The 17589-nt window shown below is 44.5% G+C and carries 12 protein-coding genes; 2 read left to right on the top strand and 10 right to left on the bottom strand.

Translation table 11 applies throughout. The features are described from left to right. Positions 1–5 precede the first annotated feature (5 nt). From AAEO56_RS12960 to uvrC, 6 genes are all read right to left on the bottom strand, one after another. The gene (locus AAEO56_RS12960; RefSeq protein ID WP_341697494.1) at positions 6–770 is read right to left on the bottom strand and encodes a DUF3108 domain-containing protein; all 765 of its coding nucleotides are present in this window, start codon (positions 768–770) and stop codon (positions 6–8) included. A 301-nt stretch (positions 771–1071) separates the two neighbouring features. Further along, positions 1072–2232: a 4-hydroxyphenylpyruvate dioxygenase gene (gene hppD / locus AAEO56_RS12955; protein WP_341697493.1), complete on the bottom strand. Its 1161-nt coding sequence runs from the start codon at positions 2230–2232 to the stop codon at positions 1072–1074. A gap of 166 nt (positions 2233–2398) precedes the next feature. Further along, positions 2399–3556, bottom strand: coding sequence for a homogentisate 1,2-dioxygenase (locus AAEO56_RS12950; RefSeq protein WP_341697492.1), 1158 nt, complete (start codon positions 3554–3556; stop codon positions 2399–2401). Positions 3557–3821: 265 nt separating this feature from the next. After that, positions 3822–5294 carry an amino acid permease gene (locus AAEO56_RS12945; RefSeq protein WP_341697491.1) on the bottom strand — a complete coding sequence of 491 codons (1473 nt, stop codon included), beginning with the start codon at positions 5292–5294 and terminating at the stop codon, positions 3822–3824. 219 nt (positions 5295–5513) lie between these two features. Next, positions 5514–7718 (bottom strand): patatin-like phospholipase family protein, encoded by a 2205-nt coding sequence (locus AAEO56_RS12940; protein WP_341697490.1) that lies wholly within the window; start codon positions 7716–7718, stop codon positions 5514–5516. Continuing rightward, positions 7718–9514 (bottom strand): excinuclease ABC subunit UvrC, encoded by a 1797-nt coding sequence (gene uvrC, locus AAEO56_RS12935; RefSeq protein WP_341697489.1) that lies wholly within the window; start codon positions 9512–9514, stop codon positions 7718–7720. Before uvrC ends, AAEO56_RS12940 begins: the two co-directional genes overlap by 1 nt. A 193-nt stretch (positions 9515–9707) precedes the next feature. Here uvrC and AAEO56_RS12930 point away from each other — a divergent pair, with 193 nt between their 5' ends. Then, complete coding sequence (locus AAEO56_RS12930) at positions 9708–10673, top strand: succinylglutamate desuccinylase/aspartoacylase family protein (protein WP_341697488.1); 966 nt, start codon at positions 9708–9710, stop codon at positions 10671–10673. Between the two features lie 199 nt (positions 10674–10872). Here AAEO56_RS12930 and AAEO56_RS12925 read toward each other — a convergent pair whose 3' ends face one another. Next, on the bottom strand, positions 10873–12174 hold the full coding sequence (locus AAEO56_RS12925) for a Fic family protein (RefSeq protein WP_341697487.1): 1302 nt from the start codon (positions 12172–12174) through the stop codon (positions 10873–10875). Positions 12175–12296: 122 nt separating this feature from the next. On the opposite strand from AAEO56_RS12925, the gene AAEO56_RS12920 reads away from it, so the two are divergent. Continuing rightward, a complete protein-coding gene (locus AAEO56_RS12920; RefSeq protein WP_341697486.1) occupies positions 12297–12866 on the top strand; it encodes a 5-formyltetrahydrofolate cyclo-ligase in 570 nt (189 codons plus the stop codon). A gap of 125 nt (positions 12867–12991) precedes the next feature. Here the strand turns inward: AAEO56_RS12920 and AAEO56_RS12915 are convergent, their stop codons facing one another. The 3 genes from AAEO56_RS12915 to ileS all read right to left on the bottom strand — a co-directional run bounded on the left by AAEO56_RS12915 (position 12992) and on the right by ileS (position 17561). Continuing rightward, entirely contained in the window at positions 12992–13591 is a 600-nt protein-coding gene (locus AAEO56_RS12915) for a lipoprotein signal peptidase (protein WP_341697485.1), read from the bottom strand. A 149-nt stretch (positions 13592–13740) separates the two neighbouring features. Continuing rightward, on the bottom strand, positions 13741–14121 hold the full coding sequence (locus AAEO56_RS12910; RefSeq protein ID WP_341697484.1) for a TraR/DksA family transcriptional regulator: 381 nt from the start codon (positions 14119–14121) through the stop codon (positions 13741–13743). 8 nt (positions 14122–14129) lie between these two features. Next, positions 14130–17561 (bottom strand): isoleucine--tRNA ligase, encoded by a 3432-nt coding sequence (ileS, locus tag AAEO56_RS12905; protein ID WP_341697483.1) that lies wholly within the window; start codon positions 17559–17561, stop codon positions 14130–14132. Positions 17562–17589: the final 28 nt, after the last annotated feature.

Below are 17589 nucleotides of genomic sequence, written 5' to 3'. Positions count from 1 at the left end.
TTATTTTACTTTTTGGCTGTGAACGGGTGAGCAAGCCCCTTGTATGAATCAAGGTCTGCCTTTAATGACCCAACCGCAAGGCTCGCCTTGATCCTTAACGGCAATTTATTTTCGTCGTCTGAAACCCAGACAGTTAAACTTTCTTCCTCTTTAAATACACGGCCTGCCTGTACAAGCGGCCTGAATATCATTGTAGAAACGGTTCCAAATTTAGTTTTTAAATTTTCCCTGCCAATGAATTTCAGCTTAAATTTTATCACCTCATCGTCAAAAAACATATCAAGGGATATAGATTCGCCTACTTTCAGCTTATCTATGCTGGGATGGTTCCTGAGGTAGTAGAACGCAGAGACCACATCCTGCACGTTTTCGGTAACCGAATAGGTTTTTTCGGTTTTATTTTTATAATCCTTAACGGTAACCGTGTTATTTGCCTGCTGGAAAAAAGACTCCTGATTCTTGGTATAGCCTCCTTCATCAATTTTTCGCACCGACTGAAAAGGCTTGCTGGTGGCTTTGTCAAAATAACTCTCATAAGTATCCTGTACCTTAAAGAAAAATTTTGTCATTCCGGTAGTGTACCCGTTCCCTACAACATGGTGGATCTTCTTATTGTTCCTTACCGCTTCCTTAACTTCAAGAGTGGCATACCCCGCATTTACAACACCATAGTGTATTCGAAACTTAAAATATTCCCCCGTGGTAAAGGCGCCTTGCGAAAAAGCATTGCTGGCCGTAAGAAGCAAAATCATTGCTATCAATTTTCTCATAGTAATTTTTTGTTTTTTGTGGATACATCCATAAATGCAATTTCTGTTCCAAAAATACTAAACAAAAAAACCCAGTCAAAATAATGACCGGGTTTTTATGCTATTAACCAACCAAAAAACTATAAATTATGAAAATTTACTTTACAAAATCAGGAGGCCTATGAACTCCTCCTTTTTTGCGAGTGCAAAGGTATATGTTTTTTGAAGAATTATTTATACAAATTCGACTTTAACACATATCATTCAAAAAACACTCCTATGATTGGCTTAAAATTATACATCTTTCAAAAAAAGGATGATTTTACAACGTTCCTCTTAACTGCTGTTCACGTTCTATGCTCTCAAACAGCGCTTTAAAGTTTCCGGCACCAAATCCGCGTGCACCCATTCGCTGTATTATTTCATAAAACAGCGTCGGCCTGTCTTCAACCGGCTTGGTAAATATCTGCAGCAGGTAGCCCTCTTCATCAGCATCTACCATGATAGCGAGGCTTTGCAATGTTTTAATATCTTCCTTCATCATGTCCATGTGGCTGCCCAGGCGTGCAGGGATCGCGTCATAATAGGCCTGCGGCGGTGCCGAAAGGAATTCTACGCCCCTTGACTTAAGGTCGGATACTGTTTTGATGATATCATCGGTAGCGATAGCAATGTGCTGTACACCCGGACCTCCATAAAAATCAAGGTATTCCTCGATCTGCGACCTCTTTTTGCCTTCTGCCGGTTCGTTAATCGGGAATTTGATCCTGCCATTGCCATTGCTCATTACCTTACTCATTAGCGCCGAATATTCGGTATTGATCTGCTTGTCGTCAAACGAAAGGAAGTTCACAAAGCCCATCACCTCTTCATACCAGTTCACCCATGTATTCATTTCGTTCCAGCCTACGTTGCCCACCATGTGGTCGATATACTTAAGGCCCGTAGGCTCAGGGTTATAATCCGATTTCCACTCTTTATATCCCGGAAGGAAAGCCCCGTTATAGTTTTTGCGCTCTACAAACATGTGTACTGTTTCGCCATAGGTAAAGATACCCGCGCGCACTACTTCGCCAAACTCATCGGTTTCAACAGTTGGCTCCATAAACACTTTTGCACCGCGCTTAGTCGTCTCTTCAAACGATTTCCTCGCATCTTCTACCCAAAGCGCCACGATCTTTACACCGTCGCCATGCTTCACAATATGGTCGTTCAGCGGCGAATCGGCTACAAGCGGCGTAGTAAGCACCAGGCGTATCTTGTCCTGCTTCAGTACATACGATGCCCTGTCTTTTACCCCTGTTTCCAAGCCGGCATACGCCAAAGACTGGTAACCGAAAGCTGTTTTATAATAATGTGCCGCCTGCTTGGCATTGCCCACATAAAATTCTACATAATCTGTCCCGAGAAGGGGAAGGAAATCCTGCGCACCTTCAAATATTTTTTCGAGTCCGTACTCTACGTTTTTAACTTCTTTACTCATATTATTTATGCTTTTCTTAACTGACAAGGAGTCAGCTATTTGTGTTATTTTGGCCTCACCCCCTACCCCTCTCCAAAGGAGAGGGGCATTGGAACGTGAAAATTATTATACGTTATATCTTATCTATTCTTGGTTTCCGCTCATTTGGAGAGGATAGGGAGAAACTCTATTCTACCCACGATTTGTAATACTGTCCATCATCAAGGCCCATGGCTTCTTCGGTAACCATCAGCGGGCGGAAGGTATCTACCATTACCGCAAGTTCTTCGGTCACTGTTTTACCAATACTTCTTTCCATAGCACCCGGTGCAGGTCCGTGAGGGATACCTTTAGGGTGCAGTGTTATGTGGCCCTGCTCGATGTTGTTACGGCTCATGAAGTCGCCATCAACATAATACAGTACCTCATCACTGTCGATGTTGCTGTGGTTGTATGGCGCAGGGATTGCTTTCGGATGGTAATCGTACAGCCTTGGGCAGAATGAGCATACTACGAATGTAGAGGTCTCAAACGTTTGGTGTACCGGAGGCGGCTGGTGTACACGGCCTGTTATCGGCTCGAAATTATGGATGCTGAAGCCATAAGGAAAGTTATAGCCATCCCACCCTACAACGTCGAATGGGTGCGTAGCATATACCACTTCATGCATCATGCCTTCTTTTTTTATTTTGATCAGGAAATCGCCTTTTTCGTCGAATGTTTCCAGTTCGTTAGGCAATTTAAAGTCCCTTTCGCAGAATGGCGAATGCTCCAGATGCTGGCCGCTGCTGTTTTTATAGCGCTTTGGCGTATAGAAGGGCGCTATCGATTCTACATAGAACAGGCGGTTATCTTCGGTCTCAAAATCAATCTGGTAAATCATACCGCGCGGAATGATAAGGTAATCGCCATACTCAAACGGAATGTTGCCCATAAAGGTGCGCAGTTTTCCTTTCCCTTTGTGGATGAACAGCATCTCATCGGCATCGGCATTTTTGTAAAAATAGGTGCGAAGCGACTTCCTCGGCGCGGCAAGCCCTATGATGCAGTCGCGGTTTACCAGCATTGCCTTGCGGCTGTCCAGGTAATCGTCCTGAGGCTTTAAATCAAAACCTTTTAGCAGGAGCGACTTTATATTCTTGTCTATGGCAATTTTTGGCTCAACAGAGTAGGATTTGATTATCTCCTTAACCTGTGTAGGCCTGTGAACGTGATACAGCAGCGCTGAGTTGCCATGAAACCCTTCGGTACCGAAAAGCTGCTCGTAGTAGAGGCCCCCGGTTGGTTTTTCAAACTGTGTATGGCGCTTTTGGGGGAAATCCCCCAGTTTATGATAGATAGGCATATTTGAAATGTATTAATTAAACAATAGTCCGATACATACACTTTTGCCTCATTCGGGATTTCTCTTGATGAGGTATTTTAAATATCCTAATAAACCGGCCCATTGTACATTCATTACACAAATATCGTGAAAATTTAATTTTCAGGGTAGTTTTTTGAAGAAAAATGAATTTACCGCAATCGATATCGCCACAGCAGTCGTTGAACCAAAAAAAATCCCGACAGCAAAGCCATCGGGATTCAAAGGTGTGTTTGTTATAAAAAAATTATAATGTCGTATCGGTAGGCTTGCCCAGCTTACTGTTGCGCTTGCCATAAGAGAAATACACTAAAACCCCAACTACCAGCCATGACAGCGAAAGCAATTGCGCATCAACACTCAGGTTGATCATAAGGTAAGTGTTTATAAGAATACCGCACACTGCAATTACAGGCAGGTAAGGCACTTTAAATGTACGTACCAATCCCGGTTGTTTCACCCTTAATATCCAAACGGCTATACAAACCATCGTAAAGGCAAAAAGGGTACCAAAGCTGGTCATGTCTGCAAGTTTGCTTATCGGCGTAAAGGCGGCAACGATTGAAATAAACGTACCCAATATTATAAGGTTTCTCCTTGGTGTACCCGTTATAGCGTGAACCCTTGAGAATACAGGAGGTATTAAGCCGTCTTTCGACATTCCAAGGAATATCCTCGACTGGCCCATGATCATTACCATCAATACAGAGATTAAACCTATAGTTGCTGCAATAGTAATAATATAGCCTGCCCATGCCTGCCCTGCAATATCAAATGCATACGCGACAGGAGCTTTAATAGCTTCCGGATAGGCGCCCTTAGGATCGAAATTCTGATAATCCATCATACCTGTAAGCACTAAAGAAACCAGGATATAAAGCAGCGTACATACTAATAACGATGCAATGATAGCAAAAGGAATGTCTTTTTTAGGATTGATGGCTTCACCGGCCTGCGTAGAAACGGCATCAAACCCTACATAGGCAAAAAATATGGCTGCCGCACCTGAAATAATACCACCCACTCCGTACGCTTCGTGGGGTTTACCGTCAACCATAATAGTTTTAGCTTCAGGTATAAATGGTGACCAATTTTCCATATTAACAAAGAAAAGGCCTGCTACAATTACAAATATAACTGCCGAAACTTTAAGTATCACGATGAAGTTATTCGCTTTTGCAGCACCTGACGTTCCCCTTGTAAGTATGCCTATAACAAACAGTACTATTAGGAATGCCGGTAGGTTCATAGAGAAGCCTTCGCCGGTATAGCTGGCAGGATCGGTGGTTAGGTAATCGGGCAGGACTATACCAAACATGTGCAGCATCTTATTAAAATAACCCGACCAGGAAACAGCGACCGTCATAGATCCCATGGCATATTCGAGGATTAACCCCCAGCCTATTATCCATGCAAAAATTTCACCAATTGTTCCGTAAGCATAAGCATAAGCAGAGCCTTCAACAGGAAGTATCGAAGCAAATTCAGAATAGCATAATGCTGCAAATATACATGCAACACCAGCAATTACAAATGAAAGCGCCAATGCCGGCCCCGCATGGTTAAAAGCTCCTGTACCTGTAAGTACAAAGATACCGCCACCGATAATAGCCCCAATACCTATAGCCGTTAAGCTCCATTTGCCGAGAACTCTTTTCAGCTCACTTTTTTTCATATCTGCTTCAAAAGCAGAAACGGGTTTTACTCTCCAAATAGACATATAAATAGTTTGTATTTGTTTTTAGAATCCCAAATATAAGGTTTTTAATAAAATTATGAAGTTTTTAACAAAATGTTTGTTTTGAGAAGTTGATTTGTTGATGGGTTGATACGTTTATTCGACTGCCACGAAAGCAAGGTGAATTATTTGGAAGAAACTAGTCTATAGCTGTACGGCCTCAAATCAACTTATCAACCCATCAACAAAAAGACATAAAAATTAAAACCAAAACCCTACACTAATCCACGTAAGGTGCTTGTGTGTTTCGGGCGACCAGCTGTGCTTTAGCTCTAATGGGCCAATAATGGTTTCCATGCCGTAACCCAGCGCATAACCACTGTATTTTGGCAACGAGAACATCCCGCCCCCTTCGTACAGGTTATTTCCGACATTTGCATAGTTCGCAGCAAGATTGAGGTGGTGCTTTTTCGCGAATTCATAGTCAAGGGTTACTGCCCCTTTTATATAGCTGTTGCCTGAAAGGCTCAGGAAATCATACCCATAAAAATGGCGGAAACTGTTGGTCATATAATAGCCATAGCCCCCCAATATAAAGTCGAATGTTGGCACCTGGTTTTCACCGAACGAAAGGCCGGTTTCGGATTGTACTTCGAGGGTAAGCCTGTTCGCGAGGGTTTTTGCAGTACCTATTTCTCCCTTTACAATCGTAAAACGCTCAAACCCTCCTGTATAATCTGATGAATAAATATAGGCCTTTGCTTCCCCGGAAAAGAACCATCCTTCCGACGGGAAGTACTTATTGTCATAAGAATCGAACTTTAGGTAGCTGTACAGTGAGAGATAGTCGCTATCATCAAACACAGGGTCTGTACCCTGTATCGTCTCCGATTTTATTTTAACATGCTTGTGCTCTGCCCCGCCGCCCAAAAGAAAACGCTGTGCAAATATTGTCTGGATGTAAATTTGATTAGTCCAGTCGGAAAAATCAACATTTACCGATTCCATCCCCATCAGGTCTGCAAACTCGCCAACAGAATAATCAGCCGAAACATTACGATTAAAGCGATACAGGTGCGAATGTACGCCATAGCTTATATAAAACCCGTTATCGATGTAATAATCGAGATTGTAACGGAAATTGTCGCCCAGTATAACATCCATCGATGCTACGTCATTGCGGCGTAGCAGGTTTTTTTGTGTCAGGTTTACAAGGATGGCGCTTTTGTATAAGCCGTCATAGTGCAGCCCGAACTTAAGGTAACGATTAACCGGATTTTCGGTAAGCTTCAGATTGACTACCTCGCCCCTGGTGCCTTCGTCAAAACAATAGGAAATCCCCGTAAAGTTTTGCGTGGCGTTAAGATTGCTGATACCGTTATTGAATATATCGTAGGTTATCCTGCTTCCGGGCTTAAAGCTGAGCTTACCTATTACATACGACCGGGTATAGTTATTAATACCAGCTATCCTTATCTGTTCTACATTTAAAGAATCCTGTACGGGCACGCGCGGCTTTTCTATCGGGTGGCCTACCCCTAATGCCTGCAACTGGTCCAGTATTTTTCTTCCGGCTTCTTCGCCTTTTTTGATGATGGCGATACCATCTTCAAAAGATACTACAGAAAATCCTGAAATATCCGGCTTTATATAGATGTCGGTGAGCTTTCGCTTGCCGTCCATCTTTTGTATCATCTGGTAGTTGTTTATCTGTACCAGGATACCCGTAGCGCCCTTTATCTGGTCACGGTTTTTCAGCGGGTCCTGCACGTCGACACCAATAATAATATCGGCACCCATTTTCCTGACTTCTTCAACAGGGTAATTGTTGGTCACGCCCCCATCGATAAGCAGCCGGCCCTTAATTTCCACCGGCGCATATAAGGATGGAAATGCCCCGCTGGCCAGTATGGCATCTGGTAGTACGCCATTCCGCAGCACGACTTCCTCGCCCGTTTCAATATCCGTCGCGATACAGACAAAAGGTATGGGCAGGCTATCGAAATCACGGATGTGGCGCACATGGTCGGTCAGCCTGTTTACCATTGTATAATTATAGAGCCCTTTAGACAGCGCTGTAGGGAAGCCAATATGGAATTTTTGGAAAGGTAAGCTCAATGCATAAAGCTCATCATTGCGCTTTTCGAAAAAGTTCTTTGACCCGCGCGGGGTAAAATCCCTCAAAAGCGCATCGGCATCGACCGCCCTGAAAATCGAGTCAAGCTCAGTAGCCGAGTAGCCCGATGCATAAAGCCCGCCTACAATAGCGCCCATGCTGGTACCGCCAATGTACGATATCTCTACCCCTGCTTCTTCGAGCACTTTGAGTACGCCTATATGCGCAAGCCCTTTTGCACCGCCGCCGCTGAGCACAACGCCGACCTTGGGCTTGCCTTCTTTCTTCTCCTGCCCCATGACGGAGCCGAAAACAAGCGTGCATAACAGCAGGAGAAAAAATTTGTTCATTATTTCGTATTTGCCTTATAAAACTCCGTAATCTTTTTGGCCTTACTCTGGCCTACCACTTTAGCAATCTCTTCTTCGGGGGCCGCGGTAAGCCGCTTAACCGATTTGAAATGCGTGAGCAGTGTCACCATAGTCTTTTCCCCTATCCCGGGAATAGTTTCCATAGAGGTTTGCAACGCGGCCTTACTCCGCTTGTCACGGTGGAAGGTTATCCCGAAACGGTGCGCCTCGTTCCGCAGATGCTGTATGATCTTGAGCGTCTCGCTTTTCTTGTCGAGATACATGGGCACCGAATCGCCGGGATAGAAAATTTCTTCCAGCCTTTTTGCAATGCCTAATATAGTAATTTTACCACGCAGCCCCAACTCATCCAGGCTTTTTAACGCCGAAGACAGCTGCCCCTTGCCTCCATCGATGATGATCAGTTGCGGCAACGGCTCATTTTCGTCTAAAAGCCTCTTATAACGGCGAAATACTACCTCTTCCATTGAAGCAAAGTCATTAGGACCCTCCACCGTTTTTATGTTGAAATGCCTGTAGTCTTTCTTGCTCGGCTTACCGTCTTTAAACACAACACAGGCCGCAACCGGATTGGTTCCCTGTATATTAGAGTTATCAAAGCACTCGATATGGCGCGGCTCTTCGGGCAGGCGAAGGTCTTTCTTCATCTGGGCCATGATGCGTGTGGTATGCCTGTCGGGGTCCACGATCTTTATCTGCTTCAGTTGGTCCAGGCGGAAATAGCGGGCATTGCGCTCGCTCATATCCAGTATCATTTTCTTGTCGCCCAGTTTTGGCACCGAAACATTTACGCCTTCGCCTAAATTTAGAGGGAATGGCGCGAGTATCTCTTTCGAACGAAGGTTGAAACGTTCGCGAAGTTCCACAACCGCAAGTTCCAGCAATTCTTCATTCGGCTCGTCCAGCTTTTTCTTTATTTCCATCGTATGGCTACGGATAATGGCACCATGTGATACCTGTATGAAGTTCACATAGGCCATGCTTTCGTCAGAAATAATGGAGAACACATCCAGGTTGGATATCTTCGGGTTGAAAACCGTACTCCGTGCCTGGTAGTTCTCGAGCACTTCCATTTTTTCCTTTATGCGTTGTGCTTCTTCAAATCGCATATCCATCGCAAATTCCTGCATCCGCTTCTTGAAATCCCTTAGGCTCTCCTTAAAGTTACCTTTCAGAATCTCACGTATTGCATCTACATGGTGCTGGTACACATCGAAAGGCTCGTGCCCTTCGCAAGGCCCTTTGCAATTGCCCAAATGGTATTCAAGGCATACTTTATATTTGCCCGATTTTATATTATGTTCGCTAAGATCGTAATTGCAGGTGCGAAGCGGATAAAGCTCTTTTATAAGGTCAAGCAGCGTGTACACCACCTTAAAAGTAGTATAGGGACCGAAGTACTCCGACCCATCCTTAATGATCTTCCGTGTAGAGAATATCCTTGGAAATGGCTCCTTTTTGATGCATATCCATGGGTAGGTCTTGTCGTCTTTCAGCAGGACGTTATAACGCGGCTGTAGTTTTTTAATGAGGTTGTTCTCCAGCAGTAGTGCCTCGCTTTCGGTAAGGACAACGATGTGCTTAATGTTCACGATCTTCCGCACCATCACGTTGATACGGCCGGTATCGTGGGTCTTGTTGAAGTAGGACATTACCCTTTTCTTCAGGTTCTTCGCCTTGCCCACATACAGCAGCTTCTCGTCCTTATCAAAATACTGGTACACCCCGGGACTATCGGGCAGCGTTTGTATTTGTAATTCTAAAGGGGTATGCATACTGCAAAGTTAAAAACAAATTCATCATCCTGACGATAATATATCAGGATTGTTACCGTGCTTACTTCCAGGTTATCAAAAAAAACCGGATATAACAGACGTTGCAGTGCAACGTCTCTACATCATAATAAATTTGCTAATACATTTCCTACTATTCAAAGGATTGCCTATTTTTATGCTTTCGCAAAAACCTATGCAGCAACACCGTAAACTTGTAATACTGGACGAGGAGATAATGCCGGGGGAGAGCAGGACAATTAATCTTGAAATTGCCCGCCTCTACACAATGACAAAATTGAAGATCCCGATAATTGTTGAACGCTCTAAAGAGGACGGCCCGGTGGTGCTTTTCTCGGCAGGGCTGCATGGCGACGAGATCAACGGGATGGAGATCGTGCGGCAGCTTATCGTGCGGCACATCAACAAACCCAAAATAGGTACTATCATCTGCATACCGGTCATCAATGTGTTCGGGTTCGTGAACAAGAGCAGGGAATTCCCCGATGGGCGCGACCTCAACCGTGTTTTCCCCGGAAGCAAGAACGGCTCGCTGGCCAGCCGCTTTGCCTACTACCTTTTAAAAGAGGTTATCCCCAATGTAGATTACTGCATCGACTTCCATGCGGGGGGCGCGAGCCGCTTCAATGCACCGCAGGTACGCATTGTACCTAGTAACGACGAACTGAAACAGCTCTCCGATGTATTTAATGCGCCGTTCACACTGTACTCAAAGAACATCAACGGCTCCTTCCGGAACTCCTGTGACAAGTTGGGCGTAAAAATGCTGCTGTTCGAGGGCGGAAAGTCTTTAGATATCAATGATGACATTACACAACACGGTGTGCGTGGCGCAAAGCGGTTCCTTGCCCACTTCGGGATGCTGGATGCTTCAAAGAAAGTACCTGTAGCCGAAAGGCCTTCCATTTATATTGATAATTCCACCTGGATTCGGGCACGGCATTCCGGCCTGTTCCAAAATAAGACTATGGCCGGCGAATTCGTAAAAAAAGGCGAAGTCATTGCCTGCATCACCGATCCGTTCGGGAAGTTCGAAAAGAAAGTAAAAGCGCCGAATACCGGATATATCATCAATTCCAATGACTCACCGATAGTGTACCAGGGCGATGCGATCTTTCATATCTCGCAGAGGATGGTCTAACTGCGGTTGATTTGGTTATTTGTTAATGGGTTTATTTGGTTGCCGCAGTATGTGTCATTTCGACCGGAGCTTGCGGAGTGGAGAAATCTATATATTATGTAAGACGTTGCAGTGCAACGCCTCTACAACGTAATGCTTCGTGCTTTTCCATTTCGACGGCAGGAGAAATCTCTTTTCCGTACTCACTATTGCTTATATTTTATTTATTCAAGAATTCTTCAACTTCGCTTTTATATTTCATTATTGCAGTATCAACTAAGAATTTAATTTCCTTGTCATTCAAATTCTCATAGTTTTTCATAAAGATTGGCTTATTTCTTTCTGCATAAATTATATAGCTGAGGCTTTCAAAGTCAATATTTAAATCGTAATTGAAACTATAATTTTCTAATCCTGCTTTTTTTAATTGCCTAAATATTATCCCTATCCTTATTTCACGTATTATACTATCTGAAGAATCTGGAAAGGTTGGCCAATTAAATTGTTGACCGTTTACTTGTATAAAAGCATATGTATCTAAATAAAATTTCTCAAACGGTACAAATTTATTCTTTAACATCATCGCTAAAGGATAAACTGTATTTACATAAATATCTTTAGTTGTTTCTAATGACTTTTCTTTATTAATTTCTTTACCATAACCTGCCAACCTCTTCTCCAGCAACGCTATCTCCTTATCAATATCATCTGGCTCTTCAATATCTTCTCCATTCGCACCGGCGATCATTATCTCCAGTGAACGGTTCAGGTTTTTGGCGATGTATTCAACAAAAGCTTCAAGGTTGCCTGTATCGGCAAGGCGTAAAACGGCATAGTAATTCTCTTTATCTTCTGTCTTGATAATTACCGGTGGGTAGCCAAATTTCAACAGGATAAAATTCATTAGTATCCTTGCAGTCCTGCCATTGCCATCATCAAAAGGGTGGATAAGTATAAACTTATAGTGAAATTCTGCGGCAAGCAATATGGAATTGAAATCGGTGTCCGCAATTTTTTCATTGTACCATGCGATCAGGTCTCCCATTTTAGCAGGGGTTTCCTCGGGTGTGGCAAAATAGAACATCTCCCCGGTCTTAGTCTGCACATGGTTTGGGGAAGTTTTGTAGCTTCCGACTTTGACCCTCTTTTTTGTCGGCTTGCCATCAGGCGTTTGCGCATCGACTTCATAGGACTCTTTCAGCAATAGGGTATGCAGTTCCCGTATAAAATTTTCAGTTAACGGATAATCGCTGCCTTTAACTATATCTAAGATCCAATTGATGGCTTCATTATGCCCGGTGATTTCAAAATGATCTTTCAGCGGCTTTCCTTGGGCGGTAATGCCGTGCATGATAAGGGCCTTGGTCTCTCCATACGTGAGGGAATTGCCCTCAAGGTTATTAGAATGGTAGTTCCAGTCCAAACGGAATTTCTGCATTATCCTTGCCTCCTGCTCCTTTTCAAGCGGACGCAATGAGTCGAGTTGCTTTTTTAATTCTAATGCCCTGATGATCTCTTCCATTACTATTTAATGAATTTTAAATGTAAATATACAGAATTTCTTAACTTTCCCGAATGGTTGTCAGGTTTAGACATACAGCAGTGATGCTCCAAACAAACAGATCAACATATCAACGCATAAACATGAATAAAAAAGACCTCCGCCTCAAATATAAGAACCTCCGCCAGGTAATGCTTCCCGAAGAAGCCGACGAGAAAAGCCTGGCTATTGCCAACAAGTCACTGGAGCTTGATATTTGGGACAAGACCTATTTCCACCTGTTCCTCACGATGGAGAACCAAAAGGAAGTGCATACCGACTTCATCCTGAATATCCTTGCAGGAAAAGATAAAGAGGTCATTGTGTCGCGGTCGGATTTTGAAAGTTACAAGATGGTGCATTACCTGCTGACCGATAATACCAAACTTGTGGTGAACCAATATGGCATTCCCGAGCCTGTGGATGGTATTGAAGTGCCTTCGAATAAAATGGATGTGGTATTTGTGCCACTATTGGCGTTTGATAACAACGGTCATCGTGTAGGTTACGGTAAAGGGTTTTACGATCGTTTCCTGAACGAATGCAAACCGGATGTCACCAAGGTCGGGTTATCCTTCTTTGAAGCAGAGGATGAAGCTATTGAGCACAATGATACCGACGTGGCGCTTGATTATTGTGTAACGCCTTTAAGGGTTTATAAGTTTATGGGTTGATGAGTTTACCAAGGCTATACGAATAAACAAATCTTCGCATCGACAAATAAACTTTCGGATAAGTATTATAGGGTTGAAAAGTTTACATAGGTAATAATAAACAAATCAACCTATCAACAAATCAACTATTTGGCGAATGCTTTCTTATTAAATACGATAAGGATACCCACACCTACTGATATAGCGGCATCTGCAATATTAAAGATGGCATTGAAGAAAGAAAACTCCTGCCCTCCTATAATAGGGAACCATGACGGCCAATGCGCATTTGTAATTATAGGGAAGTAAAGCATATCCACTACTTTTCCGTGGAATAGCGAACCATAAGGCTTATCTGAAAAAAGGGTGGCTACCTGCCCTTGGCTGTGGTCGAACATAACGCCGTAAAAAACCGAGTCGATGATATTGCCAAAAGCGCCGGCCAATATTAGTGCGATAGAAACGATTAGGTATGCTGACTGGTGTTTTCTAACCGAATCCCAAAGCCACCAGCCTATACCGCCAACTGCCAGTATCCTGAAAAGGGTCAGCGTAAGCTTGCCTCCAAGCCATGTTGGGATCTTTGCGCCCCATGCCATGCCTTCATTCTCGATAAAATTGATCTTAAACCAGCTGAAAACATCCACACTCTCCCGCTCCATAAAATGGGTCTTGATGTATATTTTAGATATCTGGTCGATAATTAATACAAGAATGACAATAAGATAGGCTTTCTTTAAAGACATTTTCAGAATTTTAGCCGCAAAAATAAGGGAAAATATTGTAATAGTACAGTTTTTTGTCCGAAGTCCGAAGTCGGAGGCTGCTATATGGACACGGCGACAGCATCGGACTTCGGACTTCGGACAAAAAAACCGCCCTAAGGCGGTTAAAATTATCGTTGCATGTTCTTGGCCTCGATGCTCATAGTAGCATGCGGTACCAGCTTCAGGCGGTCTTTATTGATAAGTTTTCCGGTAACTTTACAAATGCCGTATGTCTTGTTCTCAATTCGGATAAGCGCGTTCTTAAGGTCGCGGATAAACTTTTCCTGGCGGATAGCCAGCTGTGAGTTCGCTTCCTTCGACATCGTCTCGCTGCCTTCCTCAAATGCCTTGAACGTTGGCGACGTATCGTCAGTGCCGTTATTAAGGTCATTCATATAGGCGCTTCGTATAAGGTCTAAGTCAGCTTTTGCCTTTTCAATTTTTTTTGTAATTAATTCCCTGAACTCTGCAAGGTCTGCGTCAGAGTATCGTATTTGCTCATCTACCATTTCTCTATCTATTTTGAAATTAATAATAAGGTTTTTATCTCGTCAAATTCAATTTGGGTCCCGTTTTCAATATGAGCCCTGAATATCAGCTCATCGGTAAGCGTTTCACTCTTTATATATTCTTCATTTGCCTTTATCGCCAGCTCCAGCGCTTCGTTGTTTTGCAGGTACACTTTTATCCTGTCCGTCACTTCAAAACCGCTGTCTTTCCTGATGTTCTGTATCCTGTTCACCAGCTCGCGGGCTATGCCTTCGTTCTTCAATTCCTCCGTCAGCGTTATATCCAGTGCAACAGTTATGCCATTTGCATTAGCGACCAGCCAACCCGGGATATCCTGCGATGAAATCTCAACGTCAGCAGAGGTTAAAGTAATACTTTTTCCCGACACGACAATAGCAAGGCTGCCGTCTTTATCTATCGTATTGATCTGCTCTTGGGTGAAGTTTTGTATCTCTTTGGCTATCAATCCCATATCTTTGCCGAATTGCGGCCCTAATGCCTTGAAATTAGGCTTAACCTGCTTCACCAACACGCCCGAAGCATCGTCCATCAACTCTATTTCCTTAACGTTCACTTCGGCTTTTATTAACTCTGCAACCGCCTCTATCTCAGCCTTCTGTTTCGCGTCAAGCACCGGAATCATTACCCTTTGCAGCGGCTGGCGTACCTTTATCATCTCCTTCTTCCTTAGCGAAAGTACCAGTGACGAAATGGTCTGTGCCTTCTGCATCCTGCTCTCCAGCGATTTATCAACATAGTTATCACCATACTGCGGGAAATCGGCCAAATGTACACTTTCACTGCTTTCGGCCTGTGAAGCCTGTGTTAAATCTTTATAAAGCCTGTCCATGAAGAACGGCGCTATTGGCGCTCCCAGCTTGGCAACGGCCACAAGGCAGGTGTATAACGTCTGGTACGCCGCTATTTTGTCCTGCGCATATTCGCCTTTCCAGAAACGCCTCCTGCACAAGCGCACGTACCAGTTGCTCAGGTTCTCCTGCACAAAGTCGGATATCGCCCTGGCAGCTTTCGTAGGCTCATAATCGGCGTAGAAGCTGTCCACGTCTTTTATCAGCGTATTCAGCTCGCTAAGTATCCAGCGGTCGATCTCCGGCCTTTCGTTAAGCGGCACTTCCGGCTCTTCGTAAGAAAATCCATCAATATTAGCATATAACGCGAAGAACGAGTACGTATTATATAAGGTACCGAAGAACTTGCGGCGCACTTCTGCCACACCTTCAATGTCAAATTTCAGGTTGTCCCACGGGTTCGCATTGCTTATCATGTACCAGCGGGTGGCATCCGGGCCGTATTCGGCAAGCGTGGTGAACGGATCTACCGCATTGCCAAGGCGCTTGCTCATCTTCTGCCCGTTCTTGTCGAGCACCAATCCGTTAGACACTACATTTTTATAAGCCACCTGGTCAAACACTAATGTGCCTATTGCATGCAGCGTATAGAACCAACCGCGTGTCTGGTCGACCCCTTCGGCAATGAAGTCGGCAGGGAAGGCATCGTGGTTGTCTATCATTTCCTTATTCTCAAACGGGTAATGCCACTGCGCATACGGCATGGCGCCGCTATCGAACCAAACGTCTATAAGGTCGGACTCGCGGTGCATCGGCTTGCCAGATGGCGAAACCAGCACTATCTTATCCACTACATTTTTATGGAGGTCAACTAAATCATAATTTGCCTCGCTCATATTGCCCGGCTCAAACCCTTTGAACGGGTTCTCTGCCATAAGGCCCGCTTCAACTGCTTTTTCAATGCCATTGAATAATTCCTCTACCGAACCGATAAGCACTTCTTCCGTTTTATCCTCAGTCCTCCATATCGGGAGCGGGATGCCCCAGTAGCGGGAGCGCGACAGGTTCCAGTCGTTGGCGCTTTTCAGCCAGTTGCCAAAACGCCCTTCGCCGGTTGCCTTAGGCTTCCAGTTGATAGTATTGTTCAGGTCGAACATACGCTCTTTCACATCGGTCATTTTGATGAACCAGCTGTCGAGAGGGTAGTACAGCAGCGGCTCGTCTGTCCTCCAGGAGTGCGGGTAGCTGTGTACGTATTTCTCTACCTTAAAGGCTTTGTTGTTTTCCTTTAAGTATATTGATATTTCAACGTCGGCCGACCTTTCCGGTGCGGTGCCTGCGTCATAGTATTCATTCTTTACATACTTGCCTGCCAGTTCCAGCGGCCTGCCATTAGGATTGTCAAGGCTGCCTGAATGTGATGTGAACCTGCCCTGCATATCCACAAGCGGAACAGGGTTGCCGTTTTCATCGAGTACAAGCATTGGCGGTACTTCCGGTTTTGCTTCTTTGGCAACTTTGGCATCATCGGCACCAAAAGTCGGCGCGGTATGCACGATACCGGTACCGTCTTCGGTCGTTACGAAATCGCCTGCTATTACACGGAAAGCATTCTCCGGATTTTGGTAGGGCAATACAAATGGCAGTAATTGCTCGTAACGGATACCTACTAAGTCCTTGCCCTTGGCTTCTGCTAATATTTTATACGGAGCATTTTTGTCACCGTCTTTATAATTGGTAAAGTCTGCATCATCAGTGCTTTCAAAATAGCCTTTGCCAAACTGTTTACCCACAAGGTTTTTTGCCAAAACCACATTTATCGGCAGGAAAGTATACTGGTTGAATGTCTGTACCAAAACATAGTCAATGTTCGGGCCAACGGTCAGTGCAGTGTTGCTCGGAAGTGTCCAAGGGGTAGTCGTCCATGCCATAATATCTACCTCGCCAAATCCTTTAAGGAAATCCGGCAATGTATCGGCAATGGTTTTAAACTGCGCCACGATAGTCGTATCCGTCACATCCCTGTACGCACCCGGCTGGTTTACCTCATGCGAGGAAAGCCCGGTACCCGCTTTTGGCGAATACGGCTGTATGGTATAGCCTTTATAAAGGAGGCCCTTATCGTATATCTGTTTCAGGAGCCACCAAACGGTCTCCATGTATTTCGGCTTGTAGGTTACATACGGGTCTTCCATATCTACCCAGTAGCCCATTTTTTCGGTAAGGTCGTTCCATACGTCGGTATAACGCATCACGGTACGCTTACACGCCTCGTTGTATTCTTCTATCGAGATGGTCTTGCCGATGTCCTCTTTGGTGATGCCAAGTTCCTTTTCGGTCCCAAGCTCTACCGGAAGGCCGTGGGTATCCCACCCTGCCTTACGCTTTACCTGGTGGCCTTTTTGCGTCTGGTAACGGCAGAAAATATCCTTAATGGCACGCGCCATAACGTGGTGTATTCCCGGAAGGCCGTTCGCGCTTGGCGGGCCTTCATAAAATACATATTGCGGCTTCCCTTCGCGGGTCGTTACGCTTTTCTCAAATATTTGCTCTTTCTTCCAGAAATCAAGCACTTCGCCTGCCAGCCCGGCAAGGTCAAGTCCTTTATATTCAGTAAACTTCTTACTCATTGGTGGTACCTTCTAAAAATCAATTTGC

The sequence above is a fragment of the Flavobacterium arundinis genome (genome assembly GCF_038289855.1).
Taxonomy (GTDB): domain Bacteria; phylum Bacteroidota; class Bacteroidia; order Flavobacteriales; family Flavobacteriaceae; genus Flavobacterium; species Flavobacterium arundinis.
Note: the sequence above shows the minus strand (reverse complement) of the source record. Positions and strands in the feature narration are given on the sequence as shown.